The sequence below is a fragment of the Streptomyces sp. NPDC055287 genome (genome assembly GCF_053646035.1).
Window position 1 is genome coordinate 121603 of sequence record NZ_JBSHNE010000001.1, and the last position, 15622, is coordinate 137224.

Consider the following 15622-nt stretch of genomic DNA (forward strand, 5'->3'; position numbering starts at 1 on the left):
ATACCCCCCTTTTAAATATGGGGTGTTTGGGTGGGGTTGTTTTTTTCGCCGCCCCGAGTTTTTTTTTTTTCTCGCGCTGCTCCCAAAAAAAAATCCGGCGGGGGCCCCCCCCTCGGGGCGCCCCCCACGGCTCCTTCGCGAGAATTCGCCCGTCAGAGTGGTCAGACGGTCTCGGGAAGCTCGTCCAGACCCTCGGAGACCAGCTTCGCCAGGCGGTCGAGGGCGGCATCGGAGCCGTCGGCCGCGGAAGCGAGCACGATCTCTTCGCCGCCCTGCGCGCCCAGGCCGAGCACCGCGAGCATGGAGGCGGCGTTGACCGGGTTGCCGTCGGCCTTGGCGATCGTCACGGGGACACCCGAGGCGGTCGCTGCGCGAACGAAGATGGAGGCGGGCCGGGCGTGCAGGCCTTCGGCCCAGCCGACGGTGACACGGCGCTCAACCATGGTGTTGCCCTTCATGTTCTAACGGTTGTCTAGACCAGTCTCTCACGCCGTGCGGGGCAGCCGGCCCACGGCCCCGGGGCCGCCCCCGCGCCGCGGGCTCAGCCTGCACTGCCCCGAGCGGGCCCGCGACCCGTAGGCTTTCGTCATGCAGCCCCCGCTGGAGCAGGCCCCGCCGGATCAGAACGGGCACCACGCTTACCCGGCTCACTGGGAAGCCGACGTGGTGCTGCGTGACGGAGGTACGGCGCGGATCCGGCCCATCACCGCCGACGACGCGGAACGCCTGGTCAGCTTCTACGAGCAGGTGTCGGACGAGTCGAAGTACTACCGCTTCTTCGCCCCGTACCCCCGCCTCTCGGCCAAGGACGTCCACCGCTTCACCCACCACGACTACGTGGACAGGGTAGGTCTCGCCGCGACGGTGGGCGGTGAGTTCATCGCCACCGTCCGGTTCGACCGGATCAACGCGCAGGGGCGCCCCTCCTCCGGCCCCGACGCCGACCTGGCCGAGGTCGCCTTCCTGGTCCAGGACGCGCACCAGGGGCGCGGCGTCGCGTCCGCCCTCCTCGAACACATCGGCGCGGTCGCGCGGGAGCGCGGCATCCGGCGCTTCGTGGCGGAGGTGCTGCCCGCCAACACGAAAATGATCAAGGTATTCACGGACGCGGGTTACACGCAGAAGCGCAGCTTCGAGGACGGCGTCGTCCACCTCGAGTTCGACCTGGAGCCGACCGACCGCTCCGTCGCCGTCCAGCGCGCCCGCGAGCACCGCGCGGAGTCCCGCTCCGTCCAGCGCCTGCTCGGCCCCGGCTCGGTCGCGGTCGTCGGGGCCGGGCGCGCGCCGGGCGGAGTGGGGCGTACGGTCCTGCGCAATCTGCTCGCCGCCGGATTCACGGGCCGTACGTACGCGGTGAACCGGGCCTTTCCCGAGGACCTCACCGAGGTGGACGGCGTGCCCGCGCACCGCTCCGTCGCCGGGATCGGCGAGGCCGTCGACCTCGCGATCGTCGCCGTACCGGCCGGCCGGGTGCCGGAAGTGGTCGCGGACTGCGGCGAGAACGGCGTCCAGGGGCTGGTCGTCCTCTCCGCCGGATACGCCGAGCGCGGGGCCGAGGGGCGGGCGCGCCAGCGCGAACTGGTGCGGCAGGCGCGTTCGTACGGCATGCGCATCATCGGCCCGAACGCCTTCGGGATCATCAACACCTCCGAGGCCGTACGCCTCAACGCCTCCCTCGCACCGGAGCCGCCCGCACGGGGCCGCATCGGCCTGTTCACGCAGTCCGGCGCGATCGGCATCGCGCTGCTGTCGGGGCTCTACCGGCGGGGCGCGGGACTGTCCTCCTTCATCTCGTCGGGCAATCGGGCGGACGTGTCCGGCAACGACTTCCTCCAGTACTGGTACGACGATCCCGACACCGATGTCGTCCTCCTCTACCTGGAGTCGATCGGCAACCCGCGCAAGTTCACCCGCCTCGCCCGGCGCACGGCGGCGGAGAAGCCGGTCGTCGTGGTGAAGGGAGCGCGCCACAGCGGGAGTACGCCGCCGGGGCACGCGGTGCCCGCCACGCGCATCCCCGACGCGACGGTGTCCGCGCTGCTGCGGCAGGCGGGGGTGATCCGCGTCGACACCGTCACGGAGCTCGTCGACGCGGGGCTGCTCCTGGCGGGCCAGCCGCTGCCGGCGGGCCCGCGGGTGGCGATCCTCGGGAACTCGGAGTCCCTCGGCCTCCTGACGTACGACGCCTGTCTCGCCGAAGGCCTCCGTCCGCTTCCGCCCCTGGACCTGACGACGGCCGCGACGCCGGCGGACTTCCGCACGGCGCTGGCCAGGGCGCTGGCGGACGGTACGTGCGACGCGGTCGTGGTGACCGCGATCCCGTGGGTCGGCGAGAACGGCGCCACGGAATCCGGCGACGGGGAGGTGCTGGCGGCGGCGCTGCGGGAGGCGGCGGCGACAGGGCCGGCGAAGCCGGTGGCGGTGGTCCACGTGGAGATGGGCGCCCTGGCCGACGCCCTCGCGGCGGCGGCCGGCACGGCCCGCCCGGCGTCGGCGGCCTCGGCGGGAGACCAGGGCCGGGCCCGGGGAACCGCCGCGCGGGACGCTTCCCCGACCCGCCCCTTCGCGAACCGGGGCGCTGCCCCGGCACCCGGTCCCCGAACGCCGTACGGTCCGGACGCGGCCGGCGAGCCGGGCCGGGGTGGACCGGCGGGGCATGAGGCTCCTGATGGCCGGGGTGCGCCCCAGGGCGGGAGCTCCACCGCCGGGCGGCCGGATCCAGCCCGTCCGGCGTTCGCCGACACGCCGGGAGGGCGCCCGGGGGCCCGGGGCGCCGCCCCCGGTTCCGGGCAGGGGCCGGGCGGCGAGCAAGCCGCCCCGGCCGGGCCGCAGCCCGCCGACACCCGCCGCATCCCCGCCTACCCGGCCGCCGAGCGCGCCGTGCGCGCGCTCGCCGAGGCCGTCAAGTACGCGCAGTGGCGGCGGCAGGCCGCCGAGCCCGGCCGGGTGCCCGAGTACGACGACATCGACGAGGCCGGGGCCGCGGGCCGGATCCGCGCCCTCCTCGACCGTGGAGAAGGCGAGGGGGAGGGCGGCCCCGGCCCTCGTTCCGTGCCCCTGACCGGCGACGCCGCCCGTGAGCTCCTCCGGCAGTACGGGATCGACGTACGGCCTGCCCTGCCCGCGCCCCGGCCCGACGAGGCCGTCGCCGCGGCCGCCCGGCTCGGCTACCCCGTCGCGCTCAAGACCACCGCCCCGCACCTGCGCCACCGCCCCGACCTCGGCGCGGTACGCCTCGATCTGGCCGACGAGACGGAACTGCGGCGGTCCTACCGTGAATTGACCGACGTACTCGGCAAGCCCGAGGAGCTTCAGCTCGTCGTCCAGGCCATGGCGCCCCGTGGCGTCGACACCGTGGTCAAGGCCTCCATCGACGCGGCCGCCGGCGCCGTCCTCTCCTTCGGCCTCGCCGGAGCCGCCTCCGAGCTGCTCGGGGACGTGGCGCACCGACTGGTGCCGGCCACCGACCGGGACGCCGCCGAACTCATCAGGTCGATCCGGACCGCGCCCCTCCTGTTCGGCTGGCGTGGCTCGGACCCGGTCGACACCGCCGCTCTCGAAGAGCTCCTGCTGCGCGTCTCACGGCTCGTCGACGACCACCCGGAAGTGGTCGGCGTGGCCCTGGAGCCCGTGGTCGTCGCCCCGCACGGCCTGTCGGTCCTCGGCGCGACCGTGCGCCTCGCGCCTCCGCCCGCCCGTGACGACCTCGGCCCCCGCCGCCTGCCGAGCTACTGACCCGGCATCGCGGCCCCCAGCGCCCCGTAGGATGGAGGGCATGGCGAAGACCGGTACGACGACCCAGGGGCTGCGCGCGGCGATCGAGCGCAGCGGCTACTACCCGGCCCTTGTGGCCGAAGCGGTGGAGGCCGCTGTAGGCGGCGAGCCGGTCGCCTCATACCTCGTGCACCAGGAGACGACGTTCGACTCCAACGAGGTCCGCCGGCACGTCACGGTCCTCGTCCTGACCGGCAACCGCTTCATCGTCAGCCACACCGACGAGCAGGCCGCCGACACCACCTCCCCGGCGCCGTACGCCACCACCTCGACCGAGTCGGTCAAGCTGGACCGGATCTCGTCGGTCGTGGTCAGCCGCGTCGTCGCCAATCCGGAGAAGTACGTTCCGGGCACGCTGCCCCGCGAGGTCGTCCTGACCATCGGCTGGGGCGCGGTATCCCGCATCGACCTGGAGCCCGCCGCCTGCGGCGACCCCAATTGCGAGGCGGACCACGGTTACACCGGCAACACCACCGCCGACGACCTGAGCCTGCGCGTCAGCGAGGCCGGCGACGGCCCGGACACCGTCCGCCAGACGCTCGCGTTCGCCCAGGCGCTCTCCGAAGCGACCGCCGCGGCCGACCGCTGATGGCACAGCCCGCCTGGTCCGACCCGCTTCCGCTCGCCCTGGGCACCGCGCCCGTCCCCGAGTACGGCACCGGCTCGCTCGCCGACCTCCTGCCGACCCTCGCGGCAGGCATGGGCGTACCCGGCACGACCGCCACGATTCCCGAGCTGGCGCCCGCCGACCGGAACTGCGTGTTCCTGATAGACGGTCTCGGCTGGGAGCAGATCAAGGCGCACCCCGAAGAGGCTCCGTACCTCCACTCGCTTCTCGGCAGCTCGCGCGGCGGCACCGGACGCCCGCTCACGGCCGGCTTCCCCGCCACCACGGCGACCTCGCTCGCCTCGGTCGGCACCGGTCTGCCGCCCGGCGCGCACGGCCTGCCGGGCTACACCGTCCGCGACCCCGGCACCGGCGCGCTGATGAACCAGCTGCGCTGGAAGCCGTGGACCGACCCGCACGTCTGGCAGCCGTACCCCACGGTCTTCCAGCTCGCCGACATCGCGGGCGTGCACACCGCGCAGGTGTCCTCACCCGACTTCCAGCACACCCCGCTCACCAAGATCGCGCTGAGCGGCGGCACCTTCCGCGGCAGGCTCACCGGCGAGGACCGGATGGACCTCGCCGCCGCGGAACTGGCCGCGGGCGACCGCTCGCTTGTGTACACGTACTACAGCGAGGTCGACGGCAAGGGCCACCGCTTCGGCGTCGACTCCGACGCCTGGCGCGGCCAGCTGATGTACGTCGACCGGCTCGCCCAGCGCCTCGCCGAGCAGCTGCCGCCCCGCGCGGCGCTCTACATCACCGCCGACCACGGCATGATCGACATCCCTTTCGACGAGGAGTCGCGCATCGACTTCGACGAGGACTGGGAGCTCGGCGCCGGCGTCGCCCTGCTGGGCGGCGAGGGCCGGGCCCGCCACGTGTACGCCGTCCCGGGCGCCGAGGCCGACGTACTCACCGTCTGGCGCGAAGTGCTCGGCGAGCAGTTCTGGGTGGCGGGCCGGGACGAGGCGATCGCGGCCGGCTGGTTCGGCCCGGTGGTCGACGAGCGGGTGTACGGACGCATCGGTGACGTCGTCGCCGCGGCCCATGACGACGTCGTGGTCATCGCCTCGCGCCGTGAGCCGCACGAGTCCGCGATGGTGGGCATGCACGGTTCCATGACGGCCGCCGAGCAGCTCGTCCCGCTCCTCGAAGTCCGCTCGTAACGTCCGCCACGCCCCCCCGGCACAGACCCGAAAGGTTCTCAACCCCTCATGCCCGAGCTGGTGTTCTTCTCCGGAACGATGGACTGCGGAAAGAGCACCCTCGCTCTTCAGATCGAGCACAACCGGTCGACCCGCGGCCTTCAGGGCATGATCTTCACGCGCGACGACCGGGCGGGCGAGGGCAAGCTCTCGTCCCGCCTCGGCCTGGTCACCGACGCCGTCGAGGCCGCCGAGGGCTTCGACTTCTACGCGTACCTCGTCGCCCACCTCTCCCAGGGCAACCGCGCCGACTACGTCATCGTGGACGAGGCACAGTTCCTCGCCGGCGAGCAGATCGACCAGCTGGCCCGGGTGGTCGACGACCTGGAACTCGACGTGTTCGCCTTCGGTATCACCACCGACTTCCGCTCCAAGCTCTTCCCCGGCTCGCAGCGCCTGGTCGAACTCGCCGACCGGGTCGAGGTGCTCCAGGTCGAGGCGTTGTGCTGGTGCGGCGCGCGGGCCACGCACAACGCCCGCACGATAGGCGGCGAGATGCTCGTCGAGGGCGCCCAGGTCGTCGTCGGGGACGTCAATCAGTCGTCGGACGAGGTCGGTTACGAAGTGCTGTGCCGCCGCCACCACCGGCGTCGGATGACGGCCGCCGCCGCGCACGCCGGGGCCCTGTCACCCGACGTGCTGCCCGTCGACCCGTTCTCCCTCACCGACTCCGTCACCCGGGCGTCGTCGTCACGATCGTGAACACCGCGCCCTCCGGATCCGAGACGGTCGCGACCCGGCCGGTGGGCGCGTCGTGGGGCGGGCGCAGCACATGCCCGCCCAGCCCCGTCACCAGACGGGCCGACGCGTCGGCGTCCGCAACCTCGAAGTACGTCATCCAATGCGCGCCGCGGTCCTGTGGCAGGTCCTGGCCCACGCCCCGCACGGAGGCCACCGGGCGCCCGTCCAGGCGCAGCGTCAGGTAGTCGGAGCCGGAGCCGGCCGAGGCCTCCACCTCGTAGCCGAAGACAGCCGCGTAGAACTTGCCGACCGTCGACGCCTCCCGCGTCATCAGCTCGTTCCACACCGGAGTGCCGTGTGTCCCGGCCAACGCGGTGCCGAGATGGGCAGCGGCCTGCCAGACACCGAAGACCGCGCCCGCCGGGTCGGACCCGATCGCCATCCGGCCGGCGTTGTCCGCGTCGAGCGGCCCGACCCCGACGGTGCCGCCGTGGCTCCTGATCGACTCGGCGGTGACATCCGCGTCGTCGGTGGCGAGGTACGGCGTCCAGGCGATGGGCAGATGCCGGTCGGGCGGCAGTTGCCCGATGCCCGCGATCTCCTTGCCGTCGAGCATGGCCCGTACGTACGGGCCGAGCTGCTGCGGTCCCGGCTGGAACTCCCAGCCGAACAGCGCTCTGTAGAATTCCTGGGTGGCGGTCAGGCCGTGCACCATCAGGCTCACCCAGCAGGGCGCACCGGGCGTCCACCGCCGGGTCGCTGCCTCGGTCATCGTCACTCTCTCCTCGGACCATCGTGGTGGTCGTGCGGGAACGGGCGCCCCGTTGTGAAGCCGCGAAGCCGTGGAAAGGGACGCGCCCGTGCAGATGCTTGCACCACCTGTCGTGCCGCGCGTCCCGGCCGCGCCGCTTTCTGTGGGTTCCCGCAGGAGAATGCCCGATTTGGCAATTCTCGTCCGATTCGACTCGGTGGCCGTACGGTGTCGGTCGCACTGAAGGCTGCGCAAGGATGGCACTTATGAATGCCATCATCACCGCAGCCGAACTCGCCGGCGAGTTGACGGGAGACCGGCTTCCGGTCCTCCTGGACGTCCGCTACCAGATGGGCGGACCGCACGGCCGCGCCGCGTACGAGGAGGGTCACATCCCCGGGGCCGTCTTCGTCGACCTCGAAGCGGAACTTGCCGATCCGCCCGGCTCCGGCGGCCGCCACCCGCTCCCCGACGCAGAGGCGTTCGGCGCTGTCATGCGCCGCGCAGGCGTACGTCACGACACCCCGGTCGTCGTGTACGACGGCGGCCAGGGCTGGGCCGCGGCGCGTGCCTGGTGGATGCTCCGCTGGACGGGCCACCCCGACGTACGGGTCCTGGACGGCGGTCTCGCGGTGTGGACCGGGCCGGTCGAATCCGAGGTCCCGGCTCCGGCGACCGGCGATTTCCGGCCAGTCCCGGGCGGTGTGCCGCTCCTCGACGCCGACGGGGCCGCCGAACTGGCCCGTACCGGACTGCTGCTCGACGCGCGGGCGGGCGAACGGTACCGGGGCGAGGTGGAGCCGATCGACCGGGTCGCGGGCCACATCCCGGGCGCGGTGTCCGCCCCGACCATGCAGAACGTCGGACCCGACGGCCGCCTTCTCCCGGCGCCCGAGCTGGCCGCCCGCTTCAAGTCGCTCGGCGCCGGCGAGGACCGGCCGGTCGGCGTCTACTGTGGATCGGGCGTCTCCGCGGCCCAGCAGGTGCTGGCTCTGGAGGTCGCGGGAATCCCGGCGGCGCTGTACGTGGGGTCGTGGTCGGAGTGGTCCGCCGACGCATCCCGTCCCGTCGCCACCGGAGCCGACCCCCGGTAACTCCGCCCACTCCCGCAACTCGCCCAACTCCGCATGAAGAGGGGCCCGTACGCGATCCGTACGGGCCCCTCCGCTCAAAGCGTCTAGTCCTGCTTCTTGCGACGCGTACCGAAGACGATCTCGTCCCAGCTCGGTACGGCCGCCCGCCGCCCCGGACGGACGCCGTCGGCCTCGGCCTGGCGGTCCGTCGTACCGGTGAGCCGGTCGCGATGACCGGCGACAGCGCGCGGCATGAGCACATCGGCGTACGCCGCACCCGCCCCGGAGGCGGCGGACGCCGCGGGCTCCTCGGCCTCCGGCTCCTCCGCCGACGCGGGCTCGGTCGCCAGCGGCTCCGGCGGCGGGGCGGGCCGCTCGGGCACCACCATGTCGCCGCGGAAGCTCGGCACCGCCTCCAGCAGGCTGGTCAGCGAATCACGCTCACCACCGGCGTCCTCGTCCGCTTCCGGAGAGGACGCGGTGGGCCGCTCCAGCTGACGGTCGAGCGCGCGGTCCAGCGGCCGGTCCCTGGGCAGCCGCGCGATCCGCGGTACGAACGGGAAGCTCGGCTCGGGCGCGGCCGCCAGCGACGTGTCGTCCGTTTCGCCGATCAGCGAGCGCGCCTCGTCGTCCACCGCCTGTACGAGCCGCCGGGGCGGGTCGTACGTCCAGCTCGCGGAGTGGGGCTCGCCCGCGACGCGGTAGACCAGCAGCACTTCCCACGTACCGTCGTCGCGCCGCCACGAGTCCCACAGGACCGTTTCCTTGTCGGCGCCGCGCAGCAGCAGCCGCTCCTGCACGGCCTCGCCGAGCTGGGGTCCGGTCCCGGTGTTCTCGCCGGGGCGGCGTACGGGTGTCTTCCTCGCGCGCTCGGCCATGAAGGCGCGCTCGGCGAGCACGGGGCCTTCGAAGCGGCGTACGCGGTCGACGGGGATGCCGGCGTGCTGAGCGACCTCCTCCGCGGAGGCGCCGGCGCGTATACGCGCCTGGATGTCGCGAGGCCTGAGGTGGCTCTCCACCTCGATCTCGATCTGGCCGAGACGGGCGCGATCGTTGCGCACCGCGGCACGCAGCCGCTCATCGATCGGAAGCGTGTACTCCGTGCTGTCAGCAGCCTTCAGCACCAGTCGTGTGCCGTCATTCGAGACGGCCACGACACGCAGTTCGGGCATGGGAACCTCCCGGGTGGTGCCTGCCGACGTCACGTGCGTCGCTGCTTCCGCTAGTCGAGTGTGGCCTGCCCGGGTGCAGCCTGCCACAACCTTGCCCAGTTGCCCGGCGTGTCGGGCATCAGCCCGGGATCGCCGTTATGGCACGGTTACCATTTCGCCACGCATAGTGACCGCTTCGTCACTTTGTGCAGCGGGCGTCCGCGATGGAGGCCGGACCCAGGGCTCGCCACAGTACTCCATTCGGGCCATGGGGGTGGACCGGCGCGCCACCGAAGTTCTCGTGGGGTACGGGAGTTGACCCCGCCGGTTTGGCGTCACGCCCCCTCTCAAGTGGCCTCATTCACAGAATCACCGGAAACGGAACTATCCACTTCGCCCAAATGTCCCTACCTGTTGCGGGGTGGAACAGATGGGCCAGATGGGTGAGATGGGTATTCAGAGGCTGAGGACGGACGGGAAGCCGGAAGCGGACAGCAAGGAGTCGAGGAATCCGCGCCTCGACCTGAGCGTGGCTCAGGTGGCGGGCAGCGCGGTGGCCGCGGTGGTGGCGGCCGTACTGGCGTCCAAGCTCGGTGTGTACGGGACGATCATCGGCGCGGGAGTGGTCAGTGTCGTCGCGACCAGTGGCGGAACGATCTTCCAGCATCTGTTCCGGCGGACCGGGGAACAGCTCCGCGAGGTCACGGTCCACGCGAAGCCGAAAGCCACAGCCCGTCAGGTGACGGAGGCTCGGGTGCGGCGCGTCGTCACGGTGCCGGCGGACCTGGCGAACGGGGAGTTGAGCGAGGAGTTCGGCGAAGCCACGACGCACGGCACGCGGGTGCGGGGCCGGAAGCGGTCAGCCGTCGCGGCCCTCGTCGTCTTCGTCGTGGCCATGGGCGGCATCACGGCGTACGAGCTGCTTTCGGGCGGCGACCTCAGCGGCGGCAGGGGCAGCACGGTCGGAAACGTCCTCCGCGGCGGCGAGCAGCACCACCGGAAGACCCCGCCGGCTGGCGCGCCGTCGCCCGCGGACACCCCTGGCGGCGGCTCGGCGACGCCGGGCACGGGGGAGGACGGCGGCCGGAGCCCCGGCCAGGACTCCGGCTCGGGCACCGGCGACACCAGTACGTCGCCCGACCCCGCCAGGACGCCGCCCCCGGCATCGGACGGCGGCCCGGCGGGCGACGCGACTCCGACTCCCACTCCGACACCGTCCGAAAGCGCCGGGCCCGGCACGGATTCCGACGCCGGTGAAGACGCGGCGACGGGTGACGCGAGTGACGGCGACGACGGCGCGAAGGACAGTGGCGCGCAGACGGCAACCCCGGCCGAGTAGGGAGCGGCGGAGAAGGCCCGCCGGCCTAGTCGCCCAGGACCCGCCGCAGGTAGTCGTTGGCGAAGAGGCGCTGCGGGTCCAGCCGGTCGCGCAGCGCCGTGAACTCGGCGAAGCGCGGGTACACCCCCGCCAGGTACTCCGCATCGCGCGTGTGCACCTTCCCCCAGTGCGGCCGCCCGCCGTGCGCGGTCATGATCCGCTCCACCGCGGTGAAGTAGGCCTGGTAGGGCGTGCCCCGGTAAAGGTGCACGGCTATGTACGCCGTGTCCCTGCCCGACGCCGTGGACAGCGTGATGTCGTCGGCCGGGGCCGTGCGTACCTCCACGGGGAAGCTGACACGCAGCGGCGAGCTCTCGATCAGCGCCCTCACCTCGCGCAGAGCCGCCACCGCCGCCTCGCGCGGAACGGCGTACTCCATCTCCATGAAGCGAACGCGGCGCGGACTGGTGAAGACCTTGTAGGGAATGTCCGTGTACGTACGGGCCGAGAGCGCGCGGCTGGAGATCTTGGCGATCGAGGGTACGGCCGCCGGAAAGGACCGGCCCACCGAACAGGCCACCTGGAAGAGGCCGTTGGACAGGAGCTCGTCCTCGACCCAGGCGCTGACGCGACCGGGCGGGGCGGCGGGGCCCGCGCTGCGGTTGTTGCGCTTGGTGTTGCAGTTGCCGGTGTGCGGGAACCAGTAGAACTCGAAGTGCTCGTTCTCGGCGTGCAGCGCGTCGAAGTCGGCCGTGACGCGGTCGAACGTCATCGGCTCCTCGCGTGCCGTCAGCAGGAAGATGGGCTCCACGGCGAAGGTGATCGCCGTGACGACGCCCAGCGCGCCGATGCCGACCCGCGCCGCCGCGAAGACATCGGCGTTCTCCTTCTCGGAGCACGTGAGCAGGGTGCCGTCCGCCAGGACCAGTTCCAGCGCCCGGATCTGCGCGGCCGTCGCCGCCGATTCGCGGCCCGTGCCGTGCGTGCCCGTGCTGGTCGCGCCGGCCACCGTCTGCTCCATGATGTCGCCCATGTTCGTGAGCGACAGGCCCTCCCTGGCGAGCGCCACGTTCAGACGTTTGAGCGGAGTGCCGGCCTCCACGGTCACGGTCCCGGCCGCGCGGTCGATCGCGCGGATGCCGGTCAGCAGGTCGGGCCGGATCAGCACGCCGTCGGTCACGGCGGCAGCCGTGAAGGAGTGGCCCGTGCCGACCGGCTTCACCCTCAGGCCGTCCGCCGCGGCCCGGCGAACGGCCTCGGCGAGCTCCTCGGCCGAGGCAGGGGTGACCTCCCGTACCGGGCGTGCGGTGACGTTCCCCGCCCAGTTACGCCACGTGCTCGCTGTCCTGGACGCCGTCCTCGATGTGCCGGCCATCTGTCCCGTGCCCTCCCCGCGTCGGCGCCGGCGTGCGAAGCCGGCGATACCCCAGGAACGCCACCAGGGCCGCGAGAACTCCCGCCGCGACGGGCACCGCGTACCCCGCGTCCGCCCCCGCCGCGTCGACCACCCAGCCGGCGGCCGAGGAACCGAGAGCGACGCCGACGGCGAGCCCGGTCCCTGTCCAGGTCATGCCCTCGGTCAGTTTGGTGCGCGGTACGTGCTGCTCGATGAGAGCCATGGTGGTCACCATCGTCGGTGCGATGGACAGGCCCGCGACAAAGAGCGCCACGGCCAGCAACGGCAGGTTCCCGGCCAGTAGGAGGGGGATCATACTCACGGCCATCGCGCAGACGCCCACCAGCCACCTGGTGGATGCCCGCCCCTTGAGATGCAGCAGCCCGAAGACCGCTCCCGCGAGGCAGGAACCGAGCGCGTACACGGCGAGGACGAGGCTCGCCGCGGCCTTGTGACCCTGCTCCTCGGCGAACGCCACCGTCACTACGTCGATCGACCCGAAGATCGCGCCGACGGCCACGAAGGTCGCCACCAGCACCTGGAGCCCGCGGGAGCGCAGCGCGGAGCCGCCCGTGTGCTCGTCGCGCGGGTGCGGGACGGGCTCGGTGCCGCGCTGGGCGGTCAGCCAGAAGACGCCGACGACCAGGAAGACCACGGCGAGCAGCGGGCCCGCCTCCGGGAACCACGAGGTCGAGAGGCCGATGGAGATGATCGGGCCGAAGATGAAGCAGACCTCGTCGGCGATCGACTCCCAGGAGTACGCCGTGTGCAGCTCGCGCGGCGAGCCCCGGTAGATCTCCGCCCAGCGGGCCCTGACCATCGAGCCGACGCTCGGCACGCAGCCGGCGCCCGCCGCGAACACGAACAGCGTCCAGTCGGGTGCGCCCTGCTGGGCACAGATCAGGAGCCCCGCGACCGCCGCCGCCGCGACCACGGTGGCGGGGCGCAGGACACGTCGCTGCCCGTACCGGTCGACGTAACGCGATATCTGCGGCCCCATCACCGCGGCCGCCATCGCGAGCGTGGCGGACAGGGCGCCCGCCAGCCCGTACCGGCCGGTGAGCTGGGAAATCATGGTGACGATGCCGATGCCCATCATGGAAATCGGTATCCGGCCGAAGAACCCGGCGACGGAGAACGCCTTGGTGCCTGGGGCGGCGAAGATCGCGCGGTACGGACTGGGCAAGGGGTGCTCCGGTAAGGCGTATAGATGGAGCTTGCATCTTACGGCCGCCGCGCGGCGTGCCGCACGGCGGTTTCACCGCCGCCGCGCGCGAGTGGCAGGATCGTTCCCATGCCCGATCAGCGCGATCCCGCCCCTTACGACGCCCTGCTGCTCCTCTCCTTCGGCGGCCCCGAAGGCCCGGACGACGTGGTCCCGTTCCTGGAGAACGTCACCCGTGGCCGCGGCATCCCCAAGGAGCGGCTCAAGGAGGTGGGGCAGCACTACTTCCTCTTCGGCGGAGTCAGCCCGATCAACGAGCAGAACCGCTCGCTCATCGACGCACTGCGCAAGGACTTCGCCGAGCAGGGCCTGGGCGGTCCCGATGGTCTGCCGGTGTACTGGGGCAACCGCAACTGGGCCCCGTACCTCGTCGACACCCTGCGCGAGATGGCAGCGGACGGCCGCCGCCGGATCGCCGTGCTCGCCACGAGCGCGTACGCCTCGTACTCCGGCTGCCGCCAGTACCGCGAGAACCTCGCCGACGCGCTCGCGACACTGGAGGCCGAGGGGATCGAGCCGCCGCGCGTCGACAAGCTCCGGCACTACTTCAACCACCCGGGTTTCGTACGCCCGATGGTCGACGGGGTCGTCAAGTGCCTGGCGGAGCTGGACGAGAGCGTACGGGCGGGGGCGCACCTCGCCTTCACGACGCACTCCATCCCCACGGCGGCGGCGGACACCTCCGGACCGGCGGAGGAGCACGGCGACGGCGGCGCGTACGTCGCCGAGCATCTGGACGTCGCGCGGGTGATCGCCGAGGCGGTGCGTGAGGAGACCGGTGTCGCGCACCCCTGGCAGCTCGTCTACCAGTCGCGCAGCGGGGCGCCGCACATCCCGTGGCTGGAGCCGGACATCTGCGATCACCTGGAGGAGCGGCACGCCGCGGGCGTGCCCGCCGTCGTGATGGTTCCCATCGGTTTCGTCTCGGACCACATGGAGGTCCTGTACGACCTCGACACCGAGGCCACCGCCAGGGCCGCCGAACTCGGCCTGCCGGTGCGGCGGTCCGCGACCGTCGGCGCCGATCCGCGCTTCGCCGCCGCCGTGCGCGAGCTGCTGCTGGAGCGGGCGGTCGCCGAGCGGGGGCTCGTGGCCGAGCGGTGCGCGCTGGGGGCGCTGGGCGCGAGCCACGACCTCTGCCCGGTCGGGTGCTGCCCGGCCAGGGCTCCCAGGCCCGCAGCCGCGGGCGCCGACAGTCCGTACGCCTGACACCGCTAGGAGAGTCCGTGACCGATCCCCTCTTGTCCGAGCTGCTCGAACTCGCCCTGGAGGCCGCCCGGCGGGCCGGTGCGCTGCTGCGGGACGGGCGGCCGGCCGATCTCGGTGTGGCCGCCACGAAGTCCAGCCCCATCGATGTCGTCACCGAGATGGACATCGCCGCCGAGAAGCTGATCACCGGCTTCCTCGCCGAACACCGGCCCGAGGACGGCGTCCTGGGGGAGGAGGGCGCGAGCAGCGAGGGCACGAGCGGGGTGCGGTGGGTGATCGACCCGCTCGACGGCACGGTCAACTACCTTTACGGGATGCCCACTTGGGCGGTCTCCATCGCGGCCGAGCGGGGCGGCGAGACCCTGGTGGGGGTCGTGGAGGCGCCGATGCGCGGTGAGACGTACCAGGCGGTGCTGGGCGGGGGCGCGTACGCCAACGGCGCGGCATTGCGGGTGAGGTCGGCGCCGCCGCTCGACCAGGCGCTGGTCTCCACCGGCTTCAACTACGTCACGACGGTACGAAGCCACCAGGCGGAGGTCGCGCGGCGGCTGATTCCGCTGCTGCGGGACATCCGGCGCAGCGGGTCCGCCGCGATCGACCTGTGCGATGTGGCCGCGGGGCGGCTGGACGGGTACTACGAGCGCGGGCTCAGTCCGTGGGACCTCGCCGCCGGGGACCTGATCGCGCGTGAGGCGGGCGCGGCGACCGGTGGGCGGCCTGGTGAGCGCCCGTCCGGGGAGCTGACGATCGCGGCGGCGACGGGTGTCTTCGAGCCGCTCCAGGCCCTGCTGGAGGACTTCGGCGCCTGGCACGACTAGGACGGGACGCGAAAGCGGGACGGGACGCGAAAGGCCCCGGCACCTTCCCCGGCGCCGGGGCCCTTCTCGCGTTTCGTACGGCCGACCGGCAGGAGGTCACGCGCTCGCGGCGGTGACCTGTACGCCGTGTTCCGCGGCGAGGCGGTGCAGGTCCTCCAGCTCCGCCTGCTCCACCTCCGCCAGGAAGTCGTCGCCCGTCTCGCGAGCCATCGTGAGGTCGGATTCCGTGGCCTTTATGCGCTGCAGCAGGCCTGCGGTGAAAGCGTCCATGGGGTGCGCCCCCTCGTCATGGGTCGGTGGCACGGGGGTGTGCCGGGGGTGGGTGGGTCGATCACGTGGCGTGCCGAATACAGGGCGTGATCGCGGGGTGTTCAGTCGTCCTCCCCACAGCCCGCCTCAGGAAAACCTCAA

At 72.5% G+C, this 15622-nt stretch carries 14 protein-coding genes; 8 read left to right on the forward strand and 6 right to left on the reverse strand.

What is annotated here, in order from left to right; translation table 11 throughout:
* Positions 1 to 161: 161 nt before the first annotated feature.
* Positions 162 to 443 carry an HPr family phosphocarrier protein gene (locus ACWIHY_RS00500; protein ID WP_454373841.1) on the reverse strand — a complete coding sequence of 94 codons (282 nt, stop codon included), beginning with the start codon at positions 441 to 443 and terminating at the stop codon, positions 162 to 164.
* 145 nt (positions 444 to 588) lie between these two features.
* On the opposite strand from ACWIHY_RS00500, the gene ACWIHY_RS00505 reads away from it, so the two are divergent.
* The 4 genes from ACWIHY_RS00505 to ACWIHY_RS00520 are packed head-to-tail and all read left to right on the forward strand — an operon-like array spanning position 589 to position 6291.
* Complete coding sequence (locus ACWIHY_RS00505; RefSeq protein WP_454373337.1) at positions 589 to 3735, forward strand: bifunctional acetate--CoA ligase family protein/GNAT family N-acetyltransferase; 3147 nt, start codon at positions 589 to 591, stop codon at positions 3733 to 3735.
* 40 nt (positions 3736 to 3775) lie between these two features.
* Positions 3776 to 4363 (forward strand): DUF5998 family protein, encoded by a 588-nt coding sequence (locus ACWIHY_RS00510; RefSeq protein WP_069930387.1) that lies wholly within the window; start codon positions 3776 to 3778, stop codon positions 4361 to 4363.
* Positions 4363 to 5550, forward strand: a complete 1188-nt coding sequence (locus ACWIHY_RS00515) for an alkaline phosphatase family protein (RefSeq protein ID WP_454373338.1) — start codon at positions 4363 to 4365, stop codon at positions 5548 to 5550. Before ACWIHY_RS00510 ends, ACWIHY_RS00515 begins: the two co-directional genes overlap by 1 nt.
* A 48-nt stretch (positions 5551 to 5598) precedes the next feature.
* A complete protein-coding gene (locus ACWIHY_RS00520; RefSeq protein ID WP_454373339.1) occupies positions 5599 to 6291 on the forward strand; it encodes a thymidine kinase in 693 nt (230 codons plus the stop codon).
* On the opposite strand, the gene ACWIHY_RS00525 is transcribed toward ACWIHY_RS00520, so the two are convergent.
* Positions 6263 to 7042, reverse strand: coding sequence for a VOC family protein (locus tag ACWIHY_RS00525; protein ID WP_454373340.1), 780 nt, complete (start codon positions 7040 to 7042; stop codon positions 6263 to 6265). The two genes, ACWIHY_RS00520 and ACWIHY_RS00525, sit on opposite strands and share 29 nt — an antisense overlap.
* Before the next feature lie 245 nt (positions 7043 to 7287).
* Between ACWIHY_RS00525 and ACWIHY_RS00530 the strand changes: the two genes are divergently transcribed.
* Positions 7288 to 8115: a sulfurtransferase gene (locus tag ACWIHY_RS00530; protein ID WP_454373341.1), complete on the forward strand. Its 828-nt coding sequence runs from the start codon at positions 7288 to 7290 to the stop codon at positions 8113 to 8115.
* Between the two features lie 83 nt (positions 8116 to 8198).
* Here the strand turns inward: ACWIHY_RS00530 and sepH are convergent, their stop codons facing one another.
* A complete protein-coding gene (gene sepH, locus ACWIHY_RS00535; RefSeq protein WP_454373342.1) occupies positions 8199 to 9266 on the reverse strand; it encodes a septation protein SepH in 1068 nt (355 codons plus the stop codon).
* A 427-nt stretch (positions 9267 to 9693) separates the two neighbouring features.
* Between sepH and ACWIHY_RS00540 the strand changes: the two genes are divergently transcribed.
* Entirely contained in the window at positions 9694 to 10584 is an 891-nt protein-coding gene (locus ACWIHY_RS00540) for a hypothetical protein (protein WP_454373343.1), read from the forward strand.
* Positions 10585 to 10609: 25 nt separating this feature from the next.
* Here ACWIHY_RS00540 and ACWIHY_RS00545 read toward each other — a convergent pair whose 3' ends face one another.
* Both ACWIHY_RS00545 and ACWIHY_RS00550 read right to left on the reverse strand, forming a co-directional pair.
* Positions 10610 to 11938 (reverse strand): D-arabinono-1,4-lactone oxidase, encoded by a 1329-nt coding sequence (locus ACWIHY_RS00545; protein WP_454373344.1) that lies wholly within the window; start codon positions 11936 to 11938, stop codon positions 10610 to 10612.
* Positions 11889 to 13145, reverse strand: coding sequence for an MFS transporter (locus tag ACWIHY_RS00550; protein WP_454373345.1), 1257 nt, complete (start codon positions 13143 to 13145; stop codon positions 11889 to 11891). Before ACWIHY_RS00550 ends, ACWIHY_RS00545 begins: the two co-directional genes overlap by 50 nt.
* A gap of 108 nt (positions 13146 to 13253) precedes the next feature.
* Here ACWIHY_RS00550 and ACWIHY_RS00555 point away from each other — a divergent pair, with 108 nt between their 5' ends.
* Positions 13254 to 14393, forward strand: a complete 1140-nt coding sequence (locus ACWIHY_RS00555) for a ferrochelatase (RefSeq protein ID WP_454373346.1) — start codon at positions 13254 to 13256, stop codon at positions 14391 to 14393.
* Between the two features lie 17 nt (positions 14394 to 14410).
* On the forward strand, positions 14411 to 15211 hold the full coding sequence (locus ACWIHY_RS00560) for an inositol monophosphatase family protein (RefSeq protein ID WP_454373347.1): 801 nt from the start codon (positions 14411 to 14413) through the stop codon (positions 15209 to 15211).
* 96 nt (positions 15212 to 15307) lie between these two features.
* Here ACWIHY_RS00560 and ACWIHY_RS00565 read toward each other — a convergent pair whose 3' ends face one another.
* Entirely contained in the window at positions 15308 to 15481 is a 174-nt protein-coding gene (locus ACWIHY_RS00565; RefSeq protein ID WP_167518296.1) for a hypothetical protein, read from the reverse strand.
* Positions 15482 to 15622: the final 141 nt, after the last annotated feature.